This is a genomic window from Streptomyces sp. NPDC001068, from assembly GCF_042897315.1.
In the GTDB taxonomy this organism is placed as follows: domain Bacteria; phylum Actinomycetota; class Actinomycetes; order Streptomycetales; family Streptomycetaceae; genus Streptomyces.
The window spans coordinates 612,122-634,161 of sequence record NZ_JBIAYD010000002.1 but is presented as its reverse complement, the minus strand read 5'-3'; the positions used below and the strand labels follow the sequence as shown (position 1 = coordinate 634,161).

20 protein-coding genes and 2 pseudogenes are annotated in these 22,040 nt (G+C 73.4%); 12 read left to right on the top strand and 10 right to left on the bottom strand.

What is annotated here, in order from left to right; translation table 11 throughout:
- Positions 1–143 precede the first annotated feature (143 nt).
- The 8 genes from ACFY3I_RS07925 to hypE all read left to right on the top strand — a co-directional run bounded on the left by ACFY3I_RS07925 (position 144) and on the right by hypE (position 7,898).
- Positions 144–1,298: an acyltransferase family protein gene (locus ACFY3I_RS07925; protein WP_390860107.1), complete on the top strand. Its 1,155-nt coding sequence runs from the start codon at positions 144–146 to the stop codon at positions 1,296–1,298.
- Between the two features lie 20 nt (positions 1,299–1,318).
- Positions 1,319–1,534 carry a hypothetical protein gene (locus tag ACFY3I_RS07920; RefSeq protein ID WP_390859855.1) on the top strand — a complete coding sequence of 72 codons (216 nt, stop codon included), beginning with the start codon at positions 1,319–1,321 and terminating at the stop codon, positions 1,532–1,534.
- A complete protein-coding gene (locus tag ACFY3I_RS07915; RefSeq protein WP_390859854.1) occupies positions 1,531–2,112 on the top strand; it encodes a hydrogenase maturation protease in 582 nt (193 codons plus the stop codon). The genes ACFY3I_RS07920 and ACFY3I_RS07915 overlap by 4 nt, the downstream gene beginning before the upstream one ends.
- Before the next feature lie 228 nt (positions 2,113–2,340).
- A complete protein-coding gene (gene hypB, locus ACFY3I_RS07910) occupies positions 2,341–3,063 on the top strand; it encodes a hydrogenase nickel incorporation protein HypB (protein WP_365286978.1) in 723 nt (240 codons plus the stop codon).
- Positions 3,060–5,423: a carbamoyltransferase HypF gene (hypF, locus tag ACFY3I_RS07905; RefSeq protein ID WP_390859853.1), complete on the top strand. Its 2,364-nt coding sequence runs from the start codon at positions 3,060–3,062 to the stop codon at positions 5,421–5,423. The genes hypB and hypF overlap by 4 nt, the downstream gene beginning before the upstream one ends.
- Positions 5,424–5,426: 3 nt before the next feature.
- Entirely contained in the window at positions 5,427–5,717 is a 291-nt protein-coding gene (locus ACFY3I_RS07900) for a HypC/HybG/HupF family hydrogenase formation chaperone (RefSeq protein ID WP_365286982.1), read from the top strand.
- Positions 5,714–6,841 carry a hydrogenase formation protein HypD gene (hypD, locus tag ACFY3I_RS07895; RefSeq protein WP_390859852.1) on the top strand — a complete coding sequence of 376 codons (1,128 nt, stop codon included), beginning with the start codon at positions 5,714–5,716 and terminating at the stop codon, positions 6,839–6,841. The genes ACFY3I_RS07900 and hypD overlap by 4 nt, the downstream gene beginning before the upstream one ends.
- A 67-nt stretch (positions 6,842–6,908) precedes the next feature.
- On the top strand, positions 6,909–7,898 hold the full coding sequence (gene hypE, locus ACFY3I_RS07890; RefSeq protein ID WP_390860106.1) for a hydrogenase expression/formation protein HypE: 990 nt from the start codon (positions 6,909–6,911) through the stop codon (positions 7,896–7,898).
- Between the two features lie 74 nt (positions 7,899–7,972).
- Here the strand turns inward: hypE and hypA are convergent, their stop codons facing one another.
- From hypA to ACFY3I_RS07840, 10 genes and pseudogenes are all read right to left on the bottom strand, one after another.
- Positions 7,973–8,311 carry a hydrogenase maturation nickel metallochaperone HypA gene (gene hypA / locus ACFY3I_RS07885; protein ID WP_390859851.1) on the bottom strand — a complete coding sequence of 113 codons (339 nt, stop codon included), beginning with the start codon at positions 8,309–8,311 and terminating at the stop codon, positions 7,973–7,975.
- Positions 8,312–8,318: 7 nt separating this feature from the next.
- Positions 8,319–8,495, bottom strand: coding sequence for a hypothetical protein (locus ACFY3I_RS07880; protein ID WP_390859850.1), 177 nt, complete (start codon positions 8,493–8,495; stop codon positions 8,319–8,321).
- Positions 8,496–8,536: 41 nt separating this feature from the next.
- Positions 8,537–8,743 carry a hypothetical protein gene (locus ACFY3I_RS07875; protein ID WP_365286990.1) on the bottom strand — a complete coding sequence of 69 codons (207 nt, stop codon included), beginning with the start codon at positions 8,741–8,743 and terminating at the stop codon, positions 8,537–8,539.
- 28 nt (positions 8,744–8,771) lie between these two features.
- Positions 8,772–9,374 (bottom strand): DUF5947 family protein, encoded by a 603-nt coding sequence (locus tag ACFY3I_RS07870; RefSeq protein WP_390859849.1) that lies wholly within the window; start codon positions 9,372–9,374, stop codon positions 8,772–8,774.
- Positions 9,371–9,919, bottom strand: a complete 549-nt coding sequence (locus ACFY3I_RS07865; protein WP_390859848.1) for a NifU family protein — start codon at positions 9,917–9,919, stop codon at positions 9,371–9,373. The genes ACFY3I_RS07870 and ACFY3I_RS07865 overlap by 4 nt, the downstream gene beginning before the upstream one ends.
- Complete coding sequence (locus ACFY3I_RS07860) at positions 9,912–11,702, bottom strand: nickel-dependent hydrogenase large subunit (RefSeq protein WP_390859847.1); 1,791 nt, start codon at positions 11,700–11,702, stop codon at positions 9,912–9,914. Before ACFY3I_RS07860 ends, ACFY3I_RS07865 begins: the two co-directional genes overlap by 8 nt.
- Before the next feature lie 51 nt (positions 11,703–11,753).
- The gene (locus ACFY3I_RS07855; protein ID WP_365286998.1) at positions 11,754–12,842 is read right to left on the bottom strand and encodes a hydrogenase expression protein HypE; all 1,089 of its coding nucleotides are present in this window, start codon (positions 12,840–12,842) and stop codon (positions 11,754–11,756) included.
- A gap of 3 nt (positions 12,843–12,845) precedes the next feature.
- The gene (locus tag ACFY3I_RS07850) at positions 12,846–14,336 is read right to left on the bottom strand and encodes a hypothetical protein (RefSeq protein ID WP_390859846.1); all 1,491 of its coding nucleotides are present in this window, start codon (positions 14,334–14,336) and stop codon (positions 12,846–12,848) included.
- A 210-nt stretch (positions 14,337–14,546) separates the two neighbouring features.
- Positions 14,547–15,368, bottom strand: a complete 822-nt coding sequence (locus ACFY3I_RS07845) for a maleylpyruvate isomerase family mycothiol-dependent enzyme (protein WP_390859845.1) — start codon at positions 15,366–15,368, stop codon at positions 14,547–14,549.
- 69 nt (positions 15,369–15,437) lie between these two features.
- Positions 15,438–15,707: pseudogene (locus ACFY3I_RS07840) on the bottom strand (TetR family transcriptional regulator); the annotation flags it as partial.
- 11 nt (positions 15,708–15,718) lie between these two features.
- Between ACFY3I_RS07840 and ACFY3I_RS07835 the strand changes: the two are divergent.
- The 4 genes and pseudogenes from ACFY3I_RS07835 to ACFY3I_RS07820 form a co-directional block, all read left to right on the top strand.
- Positions 15,719–16,612, top strand: a pseudogene (locus ACFY3I_RS07835) (aldehyde dehydrogenase family protein); the annotation flags it as partial.
- A gap of 69 nt (positions 16,613–16,681) precedes the next feature.
- Entirely contained in the window at positions 16,682–17,680 is a 999-nt protein-coding gene (locus tag ACFY3I_RS07830) for an alpha/beta fold hydrolase (protein WP_390859844.1), read from the top strand.
- A gap of 581 nt (positions 17,681–18,261) precedes the next feature.
- The gene (locus tag ACFY3I_RS07825) at positions 18,262–20,667 is read left to right on the top strand and encodes an FUSC family protein (RefSeq protein WP_390859843.1); all 2,406 of its coding nucleotides are present in this window, start codon (positions 18,262–18,264) and stop codon (positions 20,665–20,667) included.
- A gap of 168 nt (positions 20,668–20,835) precedes the next feature.
- Complete coding sequence (locus ACFY3I_RS07820; RefSeq protein WP_390859842.1) at positions 20,836–21,936, top strand: NADH:flavin oxidoreductase/NADH oxidase; 1,101 nt, start codon at positions 20,836–20,838, stop codon at positions 21,934–21,936.
- The last annotated feature ends 104 nt before the right edge of the window (positions 21,937–22,040 follow it).

Genomic DNA, 22,040 nt, shown 5'->3' with positions numbered 1-22,040 from the left:
CGGTCCGGCGCCGGAGTGTCACTCCGGGTTTACGCCACGGGATTCCGGTGAGCCGCACAACGGAGTACCGCCCCGTGTCCTCCCGGTTCCCCCGGTGTCCCCCCTCGCTCCCCGGAGCGCATGTCGTGTGAGAGGTGTTCGGTCTGTCCGGTTCCCGCGAGACAGCGACCACGGTCCAGGCGCCGCCCGTCCCGGCCCCGCCGCCCCGCCCGGCCCCGGCCACCCGCGGCGGCCCCACCGCCGGTCGGCGCGACGCCTACTTCGACAACGCGAAGTACCTGGCGATCGTGCTCGTCGCCGTGGGGCACGCCTGGGAGCCGCTGCGCTCGGACAGCCGCACCGTCACCGCGCTCTACACGTTCGTCTACGCCTTCCACATGCCGGCCTTCATCATCATCTCCGGCTACTTCTCCCGTACCTTCGACGCCGGCCCGGCCCGGATCAGACGGCTGGTCACCGGGGTCGCCGTGCCCTACGTGGTGTTCGAGGTGGCCTACACCCTCTTCACCCGGTGGAGCGACCACGCCCCGGACCGCGAGATCAGCCTGCTGGACCCGCTGTACCTCACCTGGTTCCTGGCCGCCCTGTTCATCTGGCGGCTGACGACACCGATCTGGCGGCTCGCCCGGTGGCCGCTGCCCCTCGCGCTCGTCATCGCCGCGCTGGCCAGCCTCACCCCGTCCATCGGCAGCGACTTCGATCTCCAGCGGGTCCTGCAGTTCCTGCCGTACTTCGTGCTCGGACTGTGTCTGCGGCCCGAGCACTTCGAGCTGCTGCGCCGGTGGAGCGTGCGCCTGTGGGCGGTGCCCGTGGTGCTGTGCGCGCTCGCGGTGGCGTACTGGTCGGTGCCGCACCTGGCCTACCGCTGGTTCTTCCACCGGGACAGCGCCCAGCAGCTCGGCGCACCCGGCTGGTACGGGCCGGTGACGACCCTCGCGGTCTTCGGCTGCTCGGTGATGCTGGCCGCCTGCTTCCTCGCCTGGGTACCGGGCCGCCGCACCTGGTTCACCGCCCTCGGGGCGGGCACGCTCTACGGCTACCTGCTGCACGGCTTCGTCGCGCAGACCGCGGGGCCCGCCCACTGGTACGACGCGGCCCGTACGCACGGCCCGCTGGGCGCGGTGACGGCCACCCTCGTCGCCGCCGTGGTGGTGACCCTGCTGTGCACCCCGCCGGTGCGCAGGGTCTTCCGGTTCGTCCTCGAACCCAGGATGGAGTGGGCGTTCCGGACGCCGCAGGGGCGAGCCGGCGAAGGCGGCCGGCGAAACGCCGCCGAGGTGCTTTCCGAGCGCCGCTGAAGCGGCGAACATGCCGCACCATGGACATTCTGCTCGTCGCCGCCGGCCTTCCCGGGCGCGGCCGGCGGACCGCCGCCGGGGCCGCGGCACGCGAGACCGGCGGGGCGCGCCGGCCGGTCGCCGCCCACCGCGAGGACGGACCCGGCCGGACCCGGGTGCCGTTCGCCGGCCCGGCCACCGCCCACCGTGGGCCGGATCCGGACTCCGCCCGCCGTGTCCCGGGCGGTGCCCGGTGACCCGGCTGCTGGTGGCGGGCGTCGGCAACATCTTCCTCGGCGACGACTCCTTCGGCCCCGAGGTGATCCGCGCACTGGCCCGGCACCCACTCCCCGCCGAGGTGACAGTCCGGGACTTCGGCATCCGGGGCATGGACCTCGCCTACGCCCTCCTCGACGGCTGGACGGTCGCCGTCCTCGTGGACGCCGCGGCGGCCGGCCGGCCGCCCGGCACGCTCTCCCTCATCGAGGCCGGACCGCCCGAGGACGCCCCGGCGGCCCCGCCCGAGGCACACGGCATGGACCCGGCGAAGGTGCTGGCCCTCGCCGCCCACCTCGGCGACGAGCCGCTGCCGCGCGTGCTGGTGCTCGCCTGCGAGCCCGCGGAACTGCCACGCGGCGACGAGGACATCGCCCCCGGCCTGAGCGAGCCGGTGCGGGCGGCGGTCGGACGGGCCGTCGAGGCGCTGCACACGCTGGTCCCGGCACTGCTCGCCGATCCCCGGGCCACGCCCTCGTTGGCCCGCCCGGAGGAATCCACCGGCCGCGCCCCGGCCGGGCTCCCGCACCCGGAGGCCACCGGCGCTCAGGATCGCTAGTGCTGCGACCGGGAAGGTTCACCGGCTCGCGACGCCCGGTACGGCACCTCGCCGCGTGGCCGCATCACCCGAGTACGTCCCGTACGCGGTCGACGCTCCGCCTCGTGGTGCACCGCACCGGACGCCGCGGGTCTTCGGGCAGACCCTTCCGGTCACAGCACCGGCGGACCGGGACGTCACCCTCCCGATCCGCCGGTTCTTCCGGAACGCAGCGATCGAGGAGCACCCATGTGTGAGTCCGAGGAGGTCACCCGGGCCGTCCTGGCCAGGAACGACGGCCTGGCCGCGAGCCTGCGCGACGACCTGGCCGCACGCGGGGTGAGCGTGGTGAACCTGCTCTCCAGTCCCGGCAGCGGCAAGACCGAACTGCTCGGCAGGGTGCTGGCCCGGGCGCTGGAGCGGGACGTGCCCGTCGCCGCCCTCACCGCCGACCTCGCCACCGAGAACGACGCCAGGCGGCTGTCCCGTTCCGGCGCGCCGGTGAAACAGCTGCTCACCGACGGGCTGTGCCACCTGGAGGCCCGGCAGCTGCGGGGACATCTGGAGGGCTGGCTGCCGCCGGACACCGCGCTGCTGTTCGTGGAGAACGTCGGCAACCTGGTCTGCCCGGCCTCCTACGACCTCGGCGAACAGCTGCGGATCGTGCTGATGGCGGTGACCGAGGGCGAGGACAAGCCCGCGAAGTACCCCACATCCTTCGGCTCCGCGCATCTGGTCGTCCTCACCAAGACCGACCTCGCCGGGCCGGCCGGCTTCGACGAGAGCGCCTTCGCCGACCAGGTACGGCGCGTCAACCCCGGGGTGGAGATCGTCCGCTCCTGCGCCCGCACCGGCGAGGGCGTCGACGCGGTCCTGGACCGGGTGCTGGCGGTACGGGACGGTGCTCCCGCGCACCGGCCGCCGCTCGCCCCGCACCCGCACGGTCACGTGCACGCGCCCAGCGCCTCGTGACGGCCCCCACCGCGGCAGCGGCGGTCCGGCGACGCCTCACCGTGCGCGGCACCGTGCAGGGCGTAGGCTTCCGCCCCTACGTCCACCGCCTGGCCGCCGGTCTCGCCCTCGCCGGGTTCGTCGGCAACACCGCCGACGGCGTGCTCATCGAGGTGGAGGGGGCTGCGGCCGACGTCGAGCGGTTCGGCGAGCTGCTCGCCTCCGAACCGCCGCCGCTGGCCACCGTGACCGCCGTCGCCGTCGAGGAGCTTCCCGCCACCGGGGCGGACCCCGGATTCACCATCCGCGCCACCGAGCAGTCCTCCCCGGGGCGCACCCTGCTGCCGCCCGACACCGCGACCTGCGCCGACTGCCTGCGGGAGCTGGCCGACCCGGCCGACCGCAGGCACCGTCACCCCTTCATCACCTGCACCCACTGCGGCCCCCGCTTCACCATCGCCACCGCCCTGCCCTACGACCGCGCGGTCACCACCATGGCCGGCTTCCCCCTCTGCGCGCGCTGCGACCGGGAGTACCACGCCCCGGCCGACCGCCGCTTCCACGCCCAGCCGGTGGCCTGCCCGGACTGCGGCCCCCGGCTGCGGCTGGTGCCCGCGGCGGGCAGCGGGGTGAGCGCCGCCCGCGACGGTGACGCCCTCTCACAGGCACGAGAACTGCTCACCGCCGGGCGGATCGTCGCCGTGAAGGGCGTCGGCGGCTACCACCTGGCCTGCGACGCCACCGACCCCCGGGCCGTCGAGACCCTGCGCACCCGCAAGGCGCGCGGCGACAAGCCGTTCGCCGTGATGTGCGCGGACCTCGCGGAGGCGGAGCGGATCGCCGTGGTCGGGGCCGCCGAACGCGCCGCGCTCACCGGCCCCCGCCGCCCCATCGTGCTCCTGCGTTCCCGCGCCGGCGCCCGGCTGGCGTCCGGCGTCTGCCCCGGCAGCCCGCACCTCGGGGTGATGCTGCCCTACACCCCCGTCCACACCCTCCTGTTCGGACTCCCGGGCGACCCGCCCGGCCCCCGCGTCCTGGTCATGACCAGCGGCAACCGCTCGGGCGAACCGATCGTCACCGACGACGACGAGGCGCTCACCCGGCTGTTCGGACTGGCCGACGCCTGGCTCGCCCACGACCGGCCCATCGCCTCGCCCTGCGACGACTCCCTGCTGCGGGTGCGTGCCGACGGCACCGAACAGGTCCTGCGCCGCTCCCGCGGATACGTGCCCGGCCCGCTGCGGCTGCCCGTGCCCGTGCGGCCCGCGCTCGCGGTGGGCGGCGACCTGAAGAACGCGCTGTGCGTCGGCGAGGGCGAACTGGCCTGGTTCGGGCCGCACATCGGGGACATGGGCGACCTGGCGACACTGGAGGCGGCCGTCCGGGCGGAACGGCATCTGCGGCACCTCACCGGGGTCCGCCCCGAACTCGTCGCCGCCGACCGCCACCCCGGCTACCACGCCTCCGCGTGGGCCCGCCGCCGCGCCGCCCGACTGCCGCTGGACAAGCCGGTGTTCGTCCAGCACCACCACGCACACGTCGCCGCCGCGATGGCGGAGGCCGGCCTGGACGGCGGCACACCGGTCATCGGTGTCGCCTTCGACGGCACCGGCTACGGCGACGACGGCTCCGTGTGGGGCGGCGAGGTGCTGGTCGCCGACTACCGCGGCTACCGGCGCCTGGCCCACCTCGCCCCGGCCCCGCTCCCCGGCGGTGACGCGGGGGTCGCCAACCCGTGCCGGACGGCGCTGGCCCGGCTGTGGGCGGCCGGGCTGCCCTGGGACCGGGACCTGCCCAGCGTCGCCGCCTGCTCGCGCGAGGAACTCAGGCTGCTGGCACGGCAGTTGCCCAGCCAGGTCGGTTGTGTGGCCACCTCCAGCATGGGCCGGCTCTTCGACGCCGTGTCCTCCCTGGCCGGCGTGTGCCACCGCGCCGGGTACGAGGCGCAGGCCGCCCTTGAACTGGAGGCGCAGGCCTGCCTCGCCTGGCACGAGGACACCGCCGCGTACTCCTTCGGCGACCGCTTCGACCCGGCCCCGGCGCTGCGCGCGATCGTCACCGACCTGCGGCGCGGCACCCCGGTACCGGTGATCGCGGCCCGCTTCCACCGCGGTGTCGCCCGGACGGTCCTCGGCCTGTGCCGCGGCGTACGCCGGGCCACCGGTCTGACCACCGTCGCACTCACCGGCGGTGTCTTCGCCAACGGCCTTCTGGAGCAGGCGGGTTCCGACCTGCTGCACGGCCACGGGTTCACCGTGCTGCGGCACCGTGAAGTCCCCCCGAACGACGGCGGGCTGGCCCTCGGGCAGCTGATGGTCGCGGCTCACGGAGCACCGCCCGACGACCGACGACGTACGGCAGTCAGCGACGAGACGGAGTGACCCATGTGTTTGGCAGTGCCCGGCAGAGTCGTGAGCATCGACGACACGGCCGATCCGCTCACCGGCATGATCGACTTCGGCGGTGTCCGCAAGCAGGCGTGTCTGGAGTACGTGTCCGACGTCCGCGTCGGTGAGTACGTCATCGTCCACGTGGGCTTCGCCCTGCAGCGCCTCGACGAGGAGTCGGCCCTGGCCTCCCTCAAGCTCTTCGAGGAACTGGGGCTCCTGGACGAGGAGTTCGGCGACGCCTGGCAGCAGGCGGCCCGGCAGGCAGAGGGGAACGAGGCCCGGTGAAGTATCTCGACGAGTTCAACGACCCCCAGCTCGCCCGCCGGCTGCTGGACGGGATCCGTTCCGCCGTCACCCGTCCCTGGGCCCTGATGGAGGTGTGCGGCGGCCAGACCCACTCGATCATCCGGCACGGCATCGACCAACTCCTGCCAGAGGAGGTGGAGTTGATCCACGGTCCGGGATGTCCGGTCTGTGTCACACCGCTGGAGTGCATCGACAAGGCGCTGGAGATCGCCGCCCGCCCCGGGGTGATCTTCTGCTCCTTCGGCGACATGCTGCGGGTGCCGGGCACCGACCGCGACCTGTTCCGGGTCAAGGGCGAGGGCGGTGACGTCCGCGTGGTCTACTCGCCGCTCGACGCGCTGCAACTCGCCCGGCAGCACCCCGACCGCCAGGTGGTGTTCTTCGCGATCGGCTTCGAGACCACCGCGCCCGCCAACGCCATGGCCGTCCACCAGGCCAAGCGGCTGGGCCTGGCCAACTTCAGCCTCCTGGTCTCCCACGTGCGGGTCCCCCCGGCCATCGAGGCCATCATGACCGCGCCGGCCTGCCGGGTGCAGGGCTTCCTGGCCGCCGGACACGTGTGCAGCGTGATGGGCATGGCCGAGTACCCGGAGCTGGCCGCCCGCCACCGGGTCCCCGTCGTCGTCACCGGCTTCGAACCGCTCGACATCCTGGAGGGCATCCGCCGTACCGTCCTCCAACTGGAGCGCGGCGAGCACCGGGTGGAGAACGCCTACGCCCGGGCCGTGCGCGAGGACGGCAATCCGGCGGCGATCCGCATGATCGAGGAGGTCTTCGAGGTCACCGACCGCGCCTGGCGCGGCATCGGCCCGATCCCGGCCAGCGGCTGGCGGCTCAGCGCCGCGTACCGGGAGTTCGACGCCGAACACCGCTTCGACGTCACCGGCATCCGCACCGAGGAACCGGCCGAGTGCCGGGCCGGCGAGGTCCTGCAGGGCCTCATCAAGCCCACCGAGTGCGCCGCGTTCGGGACCGACTGCACCCCGCGCACCCCGCTCGGCGCCACCATGGTCTCCAGCGAGGGTGCCTGCGCCGCCTACTACCTGTACCGCCGGATGTCCGAACCGGCCCCCGTGCGCGAGGAGATGAACCCCGTTGGCTGAGCAGACCGTCGTCGACCCGGCGAACTGGAGCTGTCCGGCGCCGATCCGCGACCAGCCGGTCGTGGTGATGGGCCACGGCGGCGGCGGCGCGCTGTCCGCCGAACTGATCGAGCAGGTCTTCGTCCCCGCCTACGGCAACGCCTTCCTGGCCGGCATGACGGACTCGGCCGTCTTCCAGCTCGGCGGCGCCCGGCTGGCGTTCTCCACCGACTCCTACGTCGTACGGCCGCTGTTCTTCCCCGGCGGCTGCGTCGGCGACCTCGCCGTCAACGGCACGGTCAACGACCTGGCGATGAGCGGAGCGCGGCCCGCCCACCTCTCCGCCGCGTTCATCCTGGAGGAGGGCGTGGAACTCGCCGTCGTCGACCGCGTCGCGCGGGCCATGGGCGCGGCGGCCGAGACGGCCGGGGTCACCATCGCCACCGGTGACACCAAGGTCGTCGAGGCCGGGCACGGCGACGGCGTGTACGTCACCACCGCCGGCGTCGGCCTGGTCCCCGAGCGCGTCGACATCCGGCCGCAGCGCGCCCGGCCCGGCGACGCCGTCATCGTCAGCGGGCCGATCGGGCTGCACGGGGTTGCCGTGCTGAGCGTGCGCGAGGGCCTGGAGTTCGGTGTCGAGATCGCCAGCGACACCGCGTCACTGGCCGACCTGGTCGCCACCATGCTGGACGTCACCCCGGACATCCACGTGCTGCGCGACCCCACCCGCGGCGGCCTGGCCGCCTCGCTGAACGAGATCGCCCGCGCCTCGGGCACGGGGGTGCGGCTGTCCGAGCGGGCCGTGCCGGTACCGGAGCCGGTCGCGAACGCCTGCGGGTTCCTCGGGCTCGACCCGCTGTACGTCGCCAACGAGGGGCGGCTGGTGGCCTTCGTGCCGCCGGCCGAGGCCGACGCGGTGCTGGAGGCGATGCGCGCCCACCCGCAGGGGACCGGCGCGACCCGCATCGGCGAGTGCGTGGCCGAGCACCCCGGGATGGTCGTGGTGGCCACCGGCCTTGGCGGCACCCGGGTCGTGGACCTGCCGCTGGGCGAACAGCTGCCCCGCATCTGCTGAGGACGGCCGGTGCCCGCGTGCGGTGCCCCCCCGGCTGGTCCGGGGGGGGCACCGCACGCGGGCACCGGCCCGGCTCATTCCACCGCGGTGATCTCCAGCTCCCGGCCGCTGCGCAGCTCCGGACAGGGCCGGTCGCAGTGCGGGCACCAGAAGAACGGCGGCATGCCCACCGCGAACTCCTCGGCGCACGCCTCGCACCAGGCCCGGGCGGGCACCTGCTCGACCACCAGCCGGGCGGCGGCCAGCGCGGTGCCGTCGCGGGCCACCTCGAAGGCGAAGTCGAGGGCGTCGGGGACGACCCCGGACAGTTCGCCGACCCGGACGGTCACGGCGGAGACGGTCTCCGCCCCGTCCGCCCGGGCCCATGCGCCGGCCTGATCCACGATCGCGGCCGCGATCGACAGTTCGTGCACGGCCGGGTCACGGATACCGGTGACCGGCGCGCGGACCGCCCGCGATCCGCCAGATCTTCATCTCGCGCATGATCGAGGGCAGCTCCGTGACGAACAGCGCCAGGACGAGCGCGCCCACGACGGCGATCTCGGCCGTCAGCACCCGCTGGGCCGCCGTTCCGGTTCTCTTTCGCTGGACCTTCATGGTGGGAACTCCCTGTTCTGTGTCGTCCCGCAGGTTCGGTCTCACCCGGGCGGGATGTTCGGCATGACGTCCAGCAGGGTGTCGTGCCGCTTCCAGTGGATGCCGGTGGAGCGCCGCGCGTCGGCGGTGCCGTCCGGGTGGTGCCCGGTCTGGGTGGTGGTCGGCCCCTCGTTGCCCTGGTGCATACCGCGCACGTGGGACGGCGTGTCGGGCTTCGCCTGGGGCCGGCCGACTCGGATGCTTCCCATGGGTTTCTCCTTCCGGTGTTGCCGTTCCTCAAGGCCGCTCGGTGAGCTCCTCGAAGAAGCGCTCCACGGCCGGCCACATCCGGCCGCCGCCGGACAGGCCGCGCCACTCCCGGCGGACCACCGCGAGCATCCGCAGGCAGTCGTCGACCGGGGCGATCCAGTGGTGGTCGAGCCCGTGCACGGTGTTCACCAGCAGGGCCTCGACATCGGGGGTGAGGCCGGCCAGCGGCGGACACCCCTCGACCGCCCGCCGCCAGGCCGCCGCGTCCACCTCCCAGCGCATGGCACCCGCCGGGCTCGGCCCCTCGGCGGTGACCGAGCCGTCGGCGCGCGGTACGAAGAAGACCAGGCCGACCGGGACGCCGAGGGTCGCGGTGTCCACCTTCGGCAGCCGGACCCGGCGGGTGGGGATCAGCCGGAACCGGACCTCACCGCCCCGCCCCGGCTGTCCGGGGAACAGCAGCGAGCAGGGGCGGCAGGCGCAGCGGACCTCACCCTGCCCGGTGTCGTACAGGTGCGGATGGTCCTCGGCGACCGCAGCGGTGCACAGGTCGCACACCTCCGCCTCCGCGGCCGGCCGGTGGTCGGCGGCGGAGCGGATGAGGCGGGCCAGGGCTCCGTCGGTGCTCACCGGGCCTCCTGCGGCCGGCGCAGCGAGTCGAGGGGGACGAAGGCGGGTGCCGGGGCCTCGGGCAGCGGCTGCACGTCCGTCAGCTCGGGGGCCGCGGCGAGCACCGCCTCGCGGACCGCGTCGGCCACCTCCGTGGTACCTCCGCCGCACCCGGAGCCGCAACCGCCGCCGGTGGTCAGCCGCACCCGGCCCACCCCGTCCTGCACGCCGGCCCATTCCACGTCCCCGCCGCGTTCGCGCACGGCGGGGCGCAGCCGTTCCACGGCACGGGCCGCCCGGCGTTCGGGGGAGTCGGGGTGGATGTCGTGCAGGACCAGGAGGTGGTCGAGGAGCTCGTCGTCGAAGAGCTCGCCGGCCAGTGCGGGTGCCGCCCGGTCCAGGACGCGGGCGAGCGCCTCGCCGTAGACCTCGGTCAGCAGGCGCACCGCCTCGACGGCCGGGCCGGTGGCCGGGCCCGGCGTCGACTCCAGCTGTTCGAGGAGCGTGTCGAGGCGGGCCAGCCGGGCCTCGACCGCCGGGCCGTCCAGCCGCCCGGGGTCAGCCATGGTTCGCCCCGTAGGTGGGCGAGTGCGTGACGCTCAGCGTCTTGCCCTTGCCCGTGTACATGTGGACACCGCACGGCAGACACGGGTCGAAGCTGCGGACCGTACGCATGATGTCGACGCCCTTGAAGTCGTCCGGGCCGTTCTCCTCGAAGATCGGCTGGCCCTGGACGGCGTCCTCGTAGGGGCCGGGGGTGCCGAACTTGTCCCGGGGGCTGGCGTTCCACGGGGTCGGCGGGTACGGGTGGTAGTTGGCGATCTTCTTGTCCTTGATCACCAGGTGGTGGGAGAGGACTCCGCGCACGGCCTCGTGGAAGCCGCAGCCGATCGCCTCGTCCGGCACCTCGAAGTCCTCGAACACCTTGGTGTCGCCGGACCGCACCAGACCCATCGCCTCGTCCAGGAACTGCAGGGCCATGGCCGCCGCGTAGGCGACGAAGTACGGCCGGGCGCGGTCGCGTTCGAGGGTGTTGGACCACTTCGGGATCTTCCACTCCAGCGTGGTCTCCGGCAGGGACTCGCCCTTGGGCAGCGAGATCCGCACGCTGGTGCCGGTGGCCTTGATGTACGGCGTGTCGACGATGCCGCTGAGCGCGGTCGACCAGAGCCGGGCCAGCGGGCCGCCGCCGGTGTCCAGGGCCAGGTGGTCGCCGGTGCGCTGGTCGAACCAGCGCGGGCTCATCACCCAGCTGTAGTTGGCGTCGAAGTCCCGCTTCTGCGGCACCGGGAGGGTCGTCTGGTTCCACGGGTGGCGCATGTCGACGGGGTTGCCGAGCGGGTCGTGGGTGACGAAGGGGTCCTCGTTCACCCAGTCCTCGTAGAACGAGCTGCCCAGCATGATCCTGAGGCCCAGGTTGATGTCGACCAGGTTGTTGGTGACCAGTTCGCCGTCGACCACGATGCCCGGGGTGACGTACATGGCCTTGCCCCAGCGGTCCATGTTCTCGTACTTGTAGTCGACCACCTTCGGGTCCTGCCAGGCGCCCCAGCAGCCGAGCAGGATTCGGCGCCTGCCGACCTCCTCGTAACCGGGCAGCGCCTCGTAGAAGAAGTCGAAGACGTCGTCGTTCATGGCGACTGCCTTCTTCACGAAGTCGATGACGTGCATCAGCCGGCTGAGGTAGTCGGTGAACGCGGTCGGCGACGGCATGGTGCCGACACCGCCCGGATACAGCGTGGAGGGGTGGACGTGCCGCCCCTCCATCAGGCAGAACATCTCGCGGGTGGTCCGGGAGACCTTGAGGGCCTCCTTGTAGACCTCGCCCTCGAAGGGGTTGAAGGCCTTCATGATGTCCGCGATGGTCCGGTACCCGTGGATGTCACCGCGCGGCGCGGCGGTCTTCTGGGCGCGCGCCAGCACACTCGGGTTGGTGGCCTTGACCATCTGCTCACAGAAGTCCACGAAGACCAGGTTGTCCTGGAAGATCGTGTGGTCGAACATGTACTCGGCCGCCTCGCCGAGGTTGACGATGTGCTCGGCCAGCGGCGGCGGCTTCACCCCGTACGCCATCTGCTGGGCGTAGTCGGAGCAGGTGGTGTGGTTGTCGCCGCAGATGCCGCAGATCCGCGAGGTGATGAAGCCCGCGTCGCGCGGGTCCTTCCCCTTCATGAAGACGGAGTAGCCGCGGAAGAGGGAGGAGGTGCTGTGGCACTCCACCACCTCCCGGTTGGCGAAGTCGATCTTCGTGTAGATGCCCAGGTTTCCGATGATCCGGGTGATCGGATCCCAGGACATGTCCACGATCTGCTCGGGCTTGCGCCCTGCTTTCCGGGCCTCGGTTGTCATCGGCGTCGCTGACCTTTGCTGTGGGGGACGTGGGGGGAGGACGCGGGCGCGTCAGGGCCGCCAGCGCGGGGCGTAACCGCTGGTGAGCCTGCGCTTGTTGTGGCGCCACTTGGGCTCGTGGTTGACCAGTTCGTTGGTGAAGCCGCGCAGCCGGCGGATGACCGCGCCGTACGGCTTGATGGCCAGCGAGGAGAGGGTGCCGCCGGGCGGCTCGTCCATGAACGGCATGAACGCGTCCGGGAACCCCGGCATGGTGCAGCCGATGCAGATACCGCCGACGTTGGGGCAGCCGCCGATGCCGGCCATCCAGCCCCGCTTGGGCACGTTGCAGTTCACGACCGGACCCCAGCAGCCGGTCTTCACCAGGCACTTGGGGGAGTTGTAGTCCGTCGCGAAGGTCGCCTGCTCGTAGTAGGCGGCGCGGTCGCAGCCCTCGTGCACCGTCCGGCCGAACAGCCACTGCGGACGGAGCATGTGGTCCAGCGGGGGCGGCGGCGCGGTGCCCGCCGCGTGGTAGAGCAGCCAGACCAGGGCCTCCATGAAGTTCTCCGGCTGCACCGGGCAGCCCGGGATGTTCACCACCGGCAGCCCGCCCTGCGACTTGTAGTCCCAGCCGAGGTAGTCCGCGAGGCCCATCGAACCGGTCGGGTTGCCGGCCATCGCGTGGATGCCGCCGAAGGTGGCGCAGGTGCCGATGGCCACCACCGCCCAGGCCTTGGGCGCCAGTTGGTCGATCCAGGTGTTGATGGTCTGCGGCTGACCGGTCTCCGGGTCGTTGCCGAAGGACGTCCAGAACCCGTCGCCCTCGATGATGTTCTGGTTCGGGACCGACCCCTCGATGACGAGGACGAACGGCTCCAGCTCGCCCCGCGCGGCCTTGCGGTACGGCGCCAGGAAGTCCTCGCCGCCCAGACTCGGCGACAGGACCTTGTTGACCAGGTTGACCTTCGGTATGCCGGGGATCAGGCCGAGGACCAGGTCCTCGATGGAGGGCTGGTCGGCCGCGGTGACGGAGACGGTGTCGCCGTCGCAGCTCATGCCCTCGGAGATCCACAGGATGGTGATCTCGTCGAAGCCACTGTGCTCGCCGGTCCCGCCCGGTTCGCCGCCCACGGCGGTGGTGCCGCTGTTGGTGCTCATACGCTAGGCCTCCGATGGAGTGGGTCCCGTGGACGGCAGGTGCGCCGCCGCTGGGTCCGGGACGTCGGTGCCCCCGAGCGGCTCGACTTCGTCGGGCCGGAAGTAGTGGAACCGGCCGTACCAGCCGTGCAGTTCGGCCGCCGGATCGTCGTCGACGGTGACGGCGAGATGGGTGCTGCCGTCCACGTCGTGGAAGACGGCGGCCACGGTCGCGGTCCGTCCGGCCAGGAACATGTCCTGGGCGTCGGCACCCCGGCCGCGTGGCCGGAGCCGGACGGCGCTGCCGCCGCCCACCCGCACGCCGCCGACCGGGACGGTGTCGGTGGCCGGCGAGAGCCCCTCGTCGGCGCCCTCCTGCCACCAGGCGGTACGCCCGGCGGCCGGCTTCAGCGAACGGATCGCGCCGTGCAGCCGCCCGAGGACCTCCGGCGGCATCGTGTCGACCCGGTCGAGGATCTCGGCGGCCCGCGGGTCGGTGGCGCGCGCCTCCCGCTTCTCCTCGTCCGTCAGCAGCATGGTGCGCAGGGTGAGGATCTCGTCGATCTCGCCGGCGTCGTGCAGGTCGCCGGGGCTCTCCGGCGCCACCTGCGGATGGTCGGGCAGGATGATCGGCGAGGACAGCAGCAGGGCGGAGACCGAGCCGTCCGCGGGGGGTTCGGCGGGGGGCGCGTCGCCGAGCACCGGGAAGGTGAAGTCGTTGCGGCAGCTGCGCGCGGCGTCCTGGCGGTCCGTGCCGGGGTCGATCAGGGAGACGAACTCCGCGCCCTCGGCGGCGAGCAGGGTGTGGGTGGCGATCAGGGCCTGGCGCAGCACCTGGTCGCGCGGGGCGCGAGGATCGGCCGGGTGCCCCTCGTGCGCGGTGCGCACCCGGAGCCGCAGGAGGTCCTCGCCGAGCCGTTCGAGCACGAGCGCGGTGCTCGCCGCGATCTCCTCCCGGCGCCTGACGATCCGCCCCGCGCCGTCGGGCAGCCTCTCCGTCTCCGTACCGGCGGGGGAGCCCACCGGAAAGCCGTGTTCGCCCTCCGTCAGGGGGACCGTGAAGTCGGCCGCGCGCGGCACGGCCTCCTCGAAGGTCAGGTGCACGGTCCCGTCCGCGCACGTCAGCGACTCGACCGGCCGCCGGGCGGCGTCGTGGACCTCCTTGTGCTGCATCTGCAGATACCGCACCCGCACCCGCAGCACCGCGTCCGGCCGGTCCACCCGCACCAGGCACTCCGTCTGCTGGTACCAGGAGTCCGCCGAACCCGAGACGCCCGGCCTGACCGGACCGCCCGCCTCCACCCAGTCCTTCGGGAAGAGGACCCCGAACTGCCAGCGGGCCCGGTTCTTCGGTGAGGACCGCCGATAGGGGTAGAGGAGGTAGCCCTCGTAGAGGACCGCGTCGGCGACGGCGCTCAGCGGCCCGAAGACGTGCCCGGACGGCTCGAGAAGCAGCCGCGAGCCGTCCGCCGGGGCAGTGCGGGGTGCTCTGCCGTCGACCAGTTCCTCGGCCATCCGGCCTCCTCGGATCCGTGCGCGGGACCATACCTTCCACCACGGTCACATCGGTCACGCCCGCCCGCCTCTTCTGGCCGTGCGGGGTTGGGCCGAACGGGGTGTGCGCAGGGGTGCCGGGGCGGTGGGCCGGGCGAAGGGGAGGAGGGCGCGCGGTGGACGTGGGATCCGGACCGGGACCGAGTACGGCGGCGGGGGCGCCGGGGCGGGTCAGGGGGCGACGAAGAGCGCGGGGAAGCGGGGGGCCAGCCAGGGCTTGCGGCCGGTGGCGAGGATCTGTCCGCGGGCCATGGCCGCCCACGGGTTGCGGCGGCCGAGGGCGATGAGGAGGAACGCGACCGGCTCGATGAGGATCGTGCAGTCCGGGCGGTCCAGTGGCTCCGGTGCCACCCGCACGGCGCCGTCGGCCACGTCGACGCCGAAGGCGCCGCCACCGCGCAGCCGGATCGTGTAACGGGCGGTGAGCCCGGCGACGGCCGAGGCGTCCGCGACGGCCGGCATCACCGAGAGCATGAACGGCACGCACAGCGTGGCCCGTCGGGCGTCGACCATGTGCGGGCGCCGCAGCGCGCGGGCGAGATCGTAGCCGTGGCCGAGCATGTGCGTGAGCAGGTAGGAGGCGAGCACGGACCGGTCCATCGGGCCCAGCGGCGTGACCGGCGCCGGTCCGTCCGCCGTCGCGGCCAGCGCGTCGACGCAGCGCGCGGCCTGCTCGGTGATCATGGCCGCGAGGGGCTCGGCGCGCCGCTCCCCGAACACGGCGAGCGACTGCTCGTTGGCCGCCGCCAGACTCTGCGGTGTGCCGTCTCCGTAAGGGCGTCGGGTGCCGAGGGCGAGGTCGGCCATCAGTTCGTTGGCCAGCGCCAGGTGGGCCGCCGCCTCGCCGACCGTCCACCGCGATCCCGGAACGGCGCCCGTGGTGTCCGGCACGCCGTCCAGCACGGCCGCGATGTCGTCGCCGGTCCGCCGTATCGCCTGCCCGAGCCCGTCGGGCAGTGCCCCGTGGACGTCCTGCCGTGCCGTCTGGTCCATGTCGGTCGCTCCCGTTCTACCGGGCGGTACCCAATCAGAGGTACGGGCGCGCCACAAGGCCTGTGACGATCATCGTGCGCCGAGGCCGTTCAGGAAGGAGTCGACCACCACGTCGGCGGCCTGCGCGGCGCTGAGCTCGGGCAACTCCTGCGAGGCCAGGTGCATCAGTTGGGGCAGCAGTGAACTCGCCCACGCGAGCGGCAGATCCGCGCGCAGCAGTCCCTCGTCGATGGCGCGCCGCAGCAAGGCGTCGGTCTCCTCGATCAGCGCGTCGCGCCGCTGCCGGATCGCGTCGTCGGCCTTGAGCCGGCCGAGCTCCACCGGCCAGGTCCGGTTGACGCACGGCGCTGCTCGCCGGACTCGTGGAGCGGGCCGGTCTGCCGGCCGGGGTGGTCAGCGTGCTCCCCGCCGACCGGGAGACCGGCGAGTACCTGGTGTCGCACCCCGGCGTCGACAAGATCTCGTTCACCGGCTCGACCGGGGCCGGGCGCCGGATCGCCGCCATCAGGATCGCCGCCATCGCGGGCCGGCAGCTCAAGCGGGTCAGCCTGGAACTGGGCGGCAAGTCGGCCGCGATCATCCTGCCGGACGCGGACGCGGACGTCGAGCGGGCGGTGGCCGGGCTGAAGTTCGCCTCCCTGCTCAACAACGGCGAGTCGTGCATCGCCCAGACCCGGGTCCTCGCGCCGCGCGCCCGGTACGAGGAGGTCGTCACCGCCCTCAAGGACCTCGTGGAGTCACTCAAGGTCGGCGACCCGGCCGACCCTGACACCTTCATCGGCCCGATGATCCGCCGCGACCAGCAGCAGCGCGTGCGCGACTACATCGAGGTCGGCATCATGCAAGGGGCCCGGCTCGTCACCGGCGGCCCGGACGTCCCGCCGGGGCTGGAGAGCGGCAACTACGTGACCCCGGCCGTGTTCGCCGACGTCGACAACTCCATGCGGATCGCCCGGGAGGAGATCTTCGGCCCGGTCCTCGTGGTCATCCCCTACGACGACGAGGACGAGGCCGCGCGGATCGCCGACGACTCCGAGTACGGCCTCTCCGGCGGGGTGTGGTCCGCCGACGAGGCGCGCGCCCTGGAGGTCGCCCGCCGGCTGCGGACCGGCGCGGTCGGCTTCAACGGCGCGTCCGTCTCCTTCGACGGGCCGTTCGGCGGCTACAAGGCCAGCGGGATCGGCCGCGAGTACGGGGCGGTCGGGCTCGCCCAGTACGTCGAGCACAAGACCGTCACCGTGTGACCCCGCGGCTCCCCTCCGATCCCGCCGGCCGACGGCGGCGGGAAACGGCGTTTGCGAGGAGGGCTTCCCGTGATCGACAGGCGTACCTTCGGCCAGGCCGTCGGAACCGGCACGGCGGCCGTCTCGCTCGGCGGGCTGCGGGGGGTCCCGGCGGCCCCCACGGCGGGCCAGGGCGGTGCGTCACCGTCCGGTCCCGCCGGCTCCTTCCCGAGGCTGAGGCGGATCAGGGCCGGGCTCCTCGACGTTGGCTGCGCGGAGTCGGGCCCGGCGCACGGTCCCGTCGTCGTGTGCCTGCACGGCTGGCCGTACGACATCCACAGCTACGCCGGGGCCGCCCCGCTGCTCGCCGCCCGGGGGTACCGGGTGATCGTCCCCTACCTGCGCGGTCACGGCATCACGCGCTTCCTGTCCGACCGCACGGTCCGCAACGCCCAGCAGTCGGTGGTCGCGCTCGACATCGTCGCGCTGATGGACGCCCTGAAGATCGAGCAGGCCGTGCTGGCCGGCTTCGACTGGGGGTCGCGCACCGCCGACGTCATCGCCGCGCTCTGGCCCGGGCGGTGCCGGGACCTGGTGTCGGTGAGCGGATATCTGGTCACCGATCGCAAGGCCAACCTGGAGCCCCTGCCGGCCAGGACCGAGCACACCTGGTGGTACCAGTTCTACTTCGCCACCGAGCGGGGCCGGAAGGCCATGGAGGACCGGGACAGGCGCCGTGACCTGACCCGGCTGGTGTGGACCCAGGCCTCCCCGACCTGGGACTTCGACGACGCCACCTTCGACCGTACGGCGGCGGCCTTCGACAACCCCGACTACGCGGCCGTCGTCGTCCACAACTACCGCCGGCGGCTCGGTCTCGCCCCCGGTGAGCGCCGCTACGACGGCCTCGAGAAGCAGCTCGCCGCGAGGCCGGTCATCGGCGTGCCCACCGTCACCCTCGATCCCGGCCGCGACCCGTTCACCGCGCCCGGCGGCGGAAGCGCCTACCGGGACAGCCAGGATGCGCCCGAGGCCTTCGCCCAGGCGGTCGTGGACGCCGACCGACCGGCGGCGCCGTCACCTTCTTGACAGGTGACGTGCCGGGTGGGCGACGGGGTATCCGAGCCGCGGTGGGGGCGGTCGCGAGCGGGCCTGGCCGGGGACATGATGGTGGGGAGCCGGGCCGCTCCCCGCTCTGTTCCGCGCGACCCGCGGGGAACCGGACCGCCGAAGCGGACCGGAGTCCGACGGGCGCCGTCGCGTGGGAGAGGGGTGTCCTCCATGAGGATGTTCCGGATCATGAGGGTGTACCAGGTCATGAGGGTGTACCAGGTCATGAGGGTGTACCAGGTCATGAGGGCGTGCCAGGTCATGAGGGTGTACCAGGTCATGAGGGCGTGCCAGGTCATGAGGGTGCCCCGGGCCGGGAAGGTGTTCCGGGCCGGGAAAGTGTTCCGGGCCGAGAAGGTGTTCCGGGCCGGGAGGGGGTTCCGGAGCGGCACCGAGGCAGGCCGGGTCGCGGTCGGACCCGCCCGGGCCGCCGTCGCACCCGCCCGGGTCGCGGTCGGACCCATCCGGACCGCCGCCGGATCCGCCCGGGCCGTCGTCGGATCCGCCCGCCGGGGCGCTCGCGTCCCCGCCGCGGGCGTGGCCCGTCACCGGCCGTCCTGATGTCCCGGACGGCGAGCCGGGGCGGCACGGCGGCGCTCTCCCACGGCGTGGGCGTCCGCACGGAGCCGCGCCTGCGGGCGGCGGGGAGCCGGGCACTGGCACGGATGGGCGAGCACGATCCCGGCCTGTCGGCACTGCGGCGGTCCCTGCGCACCGCGATCATCACGCCCTCGCTGTTCGCCCTGGCCTATCTCGTCATCGGCAACCCGGTGACCGCCGTCTTCGCCGCCTTCAGCCCGATGGTGCTGATGATGTTCGTGGACTTCGGCGGCCCGATCAGGGAGCGGGCGGCCCAGCAACTGGCGCTGGTCCTGGTCTCCACCGCGCTGGTGTGCCTGGGCAGCCTGGCCGGGCAACTGGTGTGGCTCGCCGGGGTCGCCACCTTCGTGGTCGCCTTCGCCGTCCTGTTCTGCGGCGTCGTCAGCTCGGCGCTGGCCGGCGCGGCGACGTCCCTGCTGATCAGCTTCGTGCTCGCCGCCACCCTGACCGGGCCGGTGAGTGCGATCCCGGACCGGGTGGCCGGCTGGTCGATGGGCGGCGCGGCGACCGTCCTCGCGGTCGCCCTCATGTGGCCTCGCCCGGCGGGTCAACCCCTGCGCACCTGCCTCGCCGAGGTCTGCGCCCAGCAGGCCCGGTACCTGCGGGCCGAGGCGGACTGCGTCCGGGCCGCCCTGCCGCACACCGCCGCGCTGGAGGTGGCGGCGCAGGACACGGGGAACGCCGCCGCCGCTCTCCGGAAGGCCTTCTACGCGACCCCGTACCGCCCGACCGGACTCTCCACCACGGCCCGCGCGCTGGTCAGGCTGGTCGACGAGGCCCTCTGGCTCTGCGGCGTCCTGCAGCAGGCCCCGCCGCCCGGACCGGCCCGCTCCGGCCCGCCGGTGGTGTGCGAGGTGCAGCTCGCGGCCGCGGCGGTGCTGGAGCGCGGGGCGGCACTGCTGCGCTCCGGTACGGGCCCGCTGCACGGGCTCGCCTCCGACATCGGACGGCTGGAGGCGGCGGGGGTGCGGCTGGAGGAGGTGATGACCGGGTCCCTCCCCGACAGCCCGGCGGCCCGGTGCGCCCGGGTCCCGGCGGGCACACGGTCCGTGACACCGGCCGAACAGGTCACCGCGCTGGTCGCCGCGCTGGAACCCGGGTTCCGCGCCAGGAGGATCGCCTTCGTCGTTGCGGTGACGGCGGCGGACATCGAACTCGCCCTCGCGGCCCGCCGCCGGGCCTGGTGGCGGAAGTTGCTCGGACAGCGACCCGTGACCACCGCTCCGGCCCTGTCGTCGGCCCGTGACCGCCTCGCGGCGCACCTCGACCGGCACTCCGTGTGGCTCCACAACAGCCTGCGCAGCGCGGCCGCGCTGAGCCTCGCCGTGGTCCTCGCCCAGCTCAGCGGCGTGGGCCACTCCTTCTGGGTGGTCTTCGGCACCCTGGCCGTGCTGCGCTCCAACGCCGTGAACACCGGTCAGACGGTCGGGCGCGCCCTGCTGGGCACCGTCATCGGCTTCGTCGTCGGTGTCGCGGTCATCCTCGCGCTCGGCGCGCATCCGGTCGCCCTGTGGGTGCTGCTGCCGTTCGCGATCGTCCTCATCGGGCTGGAGCCGTCCGTCACCTCGTTCACCGCGGGACAGGCCGGCTTCACCGTGGTGCTGCTGATCCTCTTCAGCATCATCGATCCCGTGGGCTGGGAGGTCGGACTGGTCCGGATCGAGGACATGGCCCTCGGGTGTGCGGTGAGCCTCCTCGTGGGGATCCTCTTCTGGCCCCGGGGCGCGGGCGCCGCGCTGGGGTGTGTGCTGTGCGAGGCCTTCCAGGACGCGGCCCGGTACCTGCGCAGTGCCGTCGCTTCCGGACTGCGCTGCGACGGGGCGGCGGCTCCCTCGGCGGCCTCCGGTGCGGACCGGCGGTCCGCGGCGGCGGCCGCCCGGCGGCTCGACGACGCCTTCCGCGGGTTCCTGGCCGAGCGCGGCACCAAACGGCTCGCGCTGCCCGAGGTGTCCCGGCTGGTCAACTCGGTCGCGGCGGTGCGTCTGACGGGAGACGCGATAGCCGATCTGTGGTCGCGCGAGGGGTACAGGCCCGGAGGTGACCGGGCCGCCGCCCGAGCCGCGGTCCTCGGGGCCTGCGAGCCGATCGCGGCCTGGTTCGAGACGTCCGGCCGCGCGCTTGCGGGGCGCGCACGGGTGCCGGACCGGACGGTGGGCCCGAGGGCGGCGGACCAGGCACTCGATCAGGCACTGAGCCGTGAACTGGCCACGGACACGGACCTGCGCGACGCCTCCGCGGCGGTACGGATGATCTGGACGGCTGACCACCTCGACGCGCTGCGCCTGCTGCAGGCGCAGATCATCGGCCCGCTGCACGAGGCCGCCGACGTCGTCGGACTGCTGAGGCCGCGGAACCGGCAGCCGTGACGCCCTCGGAACCACCGTCGGTCACCAGGCGGAGGCTGTTTATGTTTTTCGCGGGTAGTGGGCGGAAATAAAAAACCCGCGCATGCAATTATTGGGGATGTGCGACACCGCGGCCGGCACTCGACCGGCCCGGTGCTCCGTCCCGACCCGCCCCCAAGGAGTTACGAGTTGAACTCGCTGTTCACCCCCATCGATCTCAAGTCGCTGACGATCCCCAACCGCGTCTGGATGGCGGCGATGTGCCAGTACAGCGCCGAGCCCGGCGGCGAGCAGGCGGGCGTACCCACCGACTGGCACTTCACGCACCTGGCCGCGCGGGCCGCGGGCGGCACGGGGCTGATCATCACCGAGGCCACCGCCGTCAGCCCCGAGGGCCGCATCTCCCCGTACGACCTCGGCATCTGGAACGACGAGCAGGTCGCCGCCTTCCGGCGCATCACCGGGTTCCTGAAGTCGCAGGGCACCGTGCCGGGGATCCAGCTGGCGCACGCCGGGCGCAAGGCGTCGACCGAGCGCACCTGGGTCGACCGCGGGCGCCCGATCACCCCGGACGAGCCCCACGGCTGGACCCCGGTCGGTCCCAGCGCGGTGCCCTTCGACGCCGCCTCGACGGTTCCCGGGGAACTGACCACGGAAGGCATCCGTGAGATCGTCCGGCAGTTCGCCGACGCCGCCGTGCGCGCGCTCGCGGCCGGGTTCCAGGTGGCCGAGATCCACGGCGCCCACGGCTATCTGATCCACCAGTTCCTCTCCCCGCAGAGCAACCGCCGCACCGACGAGTACGGCGGCTCCTTCGAGGGCCGGACGCGCTTCGCCCTGGAGGTCGTCGACGCGGTCCGCGCCGTATGGCCCGAGGACCTGCCGTTGTTCTTCCGGATCTCCGCCACCGACTGGCTCTCGGAGAACCCCGAGGACGGCCGCGAGGGCTGGACCGCCGACGACACCGTCCGCCTCGCCAAGGAACTGCTGGCGCACGGCGTCGACCTGATGGACATCTCCACCGGCGGTGTCGTCCCCGACGCGAGGATCACGACCGGTCCGGGCTACCAGGTGCCCTTCGCCGAACGCGTCCGCAGCGAGACCGGCATGCCGGTCGCCGCCGTGGGCATGATCACCGACCCCGAGCAGGCCCAGGAGATCGTCGGCTCCGGCGAGGCCGACGCGGTCCTGCTGGCCCGGGAACTCCTGCGCAACCCCTTCTGGGCCCGGCACGCCGCCGAGCGGCTCGGCGGCACGGTCGGCACGCCCGTCCAGTACCACCGGGCCTGAGGCCGAACACGGGTGGGCGGGGACGCCCCGCCCCCGCCCACCCGCTCCACGCACCCGGGCACCCGCGAACCCGCGCGCCTCGGCCGTCACCCGCCCACCCGCGC

Bases quoted from the DNA above. Each gene is read 5' to 3' on its own strand.
- ACFY3I_RS07865 (WP_390859848.1), bottom strand. From the start codon at position 9,919: ATGGCTGACCCCGGGCGGCTGGACGGCCCGGCGGTCGAGGCCCGGCTG.
- ACFY3I_RS07845 (WP_390859845.1), bottom strand. From the start codon at position 15,368: ATGGACCAGACGGCACGGCAGGACGTCCACGGGGCACTGCCCGACGGG.
- ACFY3I_RS07850 (WP_390859846.1), bottom strand. From the start codon at position 14,336: ATGGCCGAGGAACTGGTCGACGGCAGAGCACCCCGCACTGCCCCGGCG.
- ACFY3I_RS07825 (WP_390859843.1), top strand. From the start codon at position 18,262: ATGTCCCGGACGGCGAGCCGGGGCGGCACGGCGGCGCTCTCCCACGGC.
- ACFY3I_RS07855 (WP_365286998.1), bottom strand. From the start codon at position 12,842: ATGAGCACCAACAGCGGCACCACCGCCGTGGGCGGCGAACCGGGCGGG.
- ACFY3I_RS07900 (WP_365286982.1), top strand. From the start codon at position 5,427: ATGTGTTTGGCAGTGCCCGGCAGAGTCGTGAGCATCGACGACACGGCC.
- hypE (WP_390860106.1), top strand. From the start codon at position 6,909: ATGGGCCACGGCGGCGGCGGCGCGCTGTCCGCCGAACTGATCGAGCAG.
- hypB (WP_365286978.1), top strand. From the start codon at position 2,341: ATGTGTGAGTCCGAGGAGGTCACCCGGGCCGTCCTGGCCAGGAACGAC.
- ACFY3I_RS07860 (WP_390859847.1), bottom strand. From the start codon at position 11,702: ATGACAACCGAGGCCCGGAAAGCAGGGCGCAAGCCCGAGCAGATCGTG.
- ACFY3I_RS07920 (WP_390859855.1), top strand. From the start codon at position 1,319: ATGGACATTCTGCTCGTCGCCGCCGGCCTTCCCGGGCGCGGCCGGCGG.
- ACFY3I_RS07875 (WP_365286990.1), bottom strand. From the start codon at position 8,743: ATGGGAAGCATCCGAGTCGGCCGGCCCCAGGCGAAGCCCGACACGCCG.
- ACFY3I_RS07880 (WP_390859850.1), bottom strand. From the start codon at position 8,495: ATGAAGGTCCAGCGAAAGAGAACCGGAACGGCGGCCCAGCGGGTGCTG.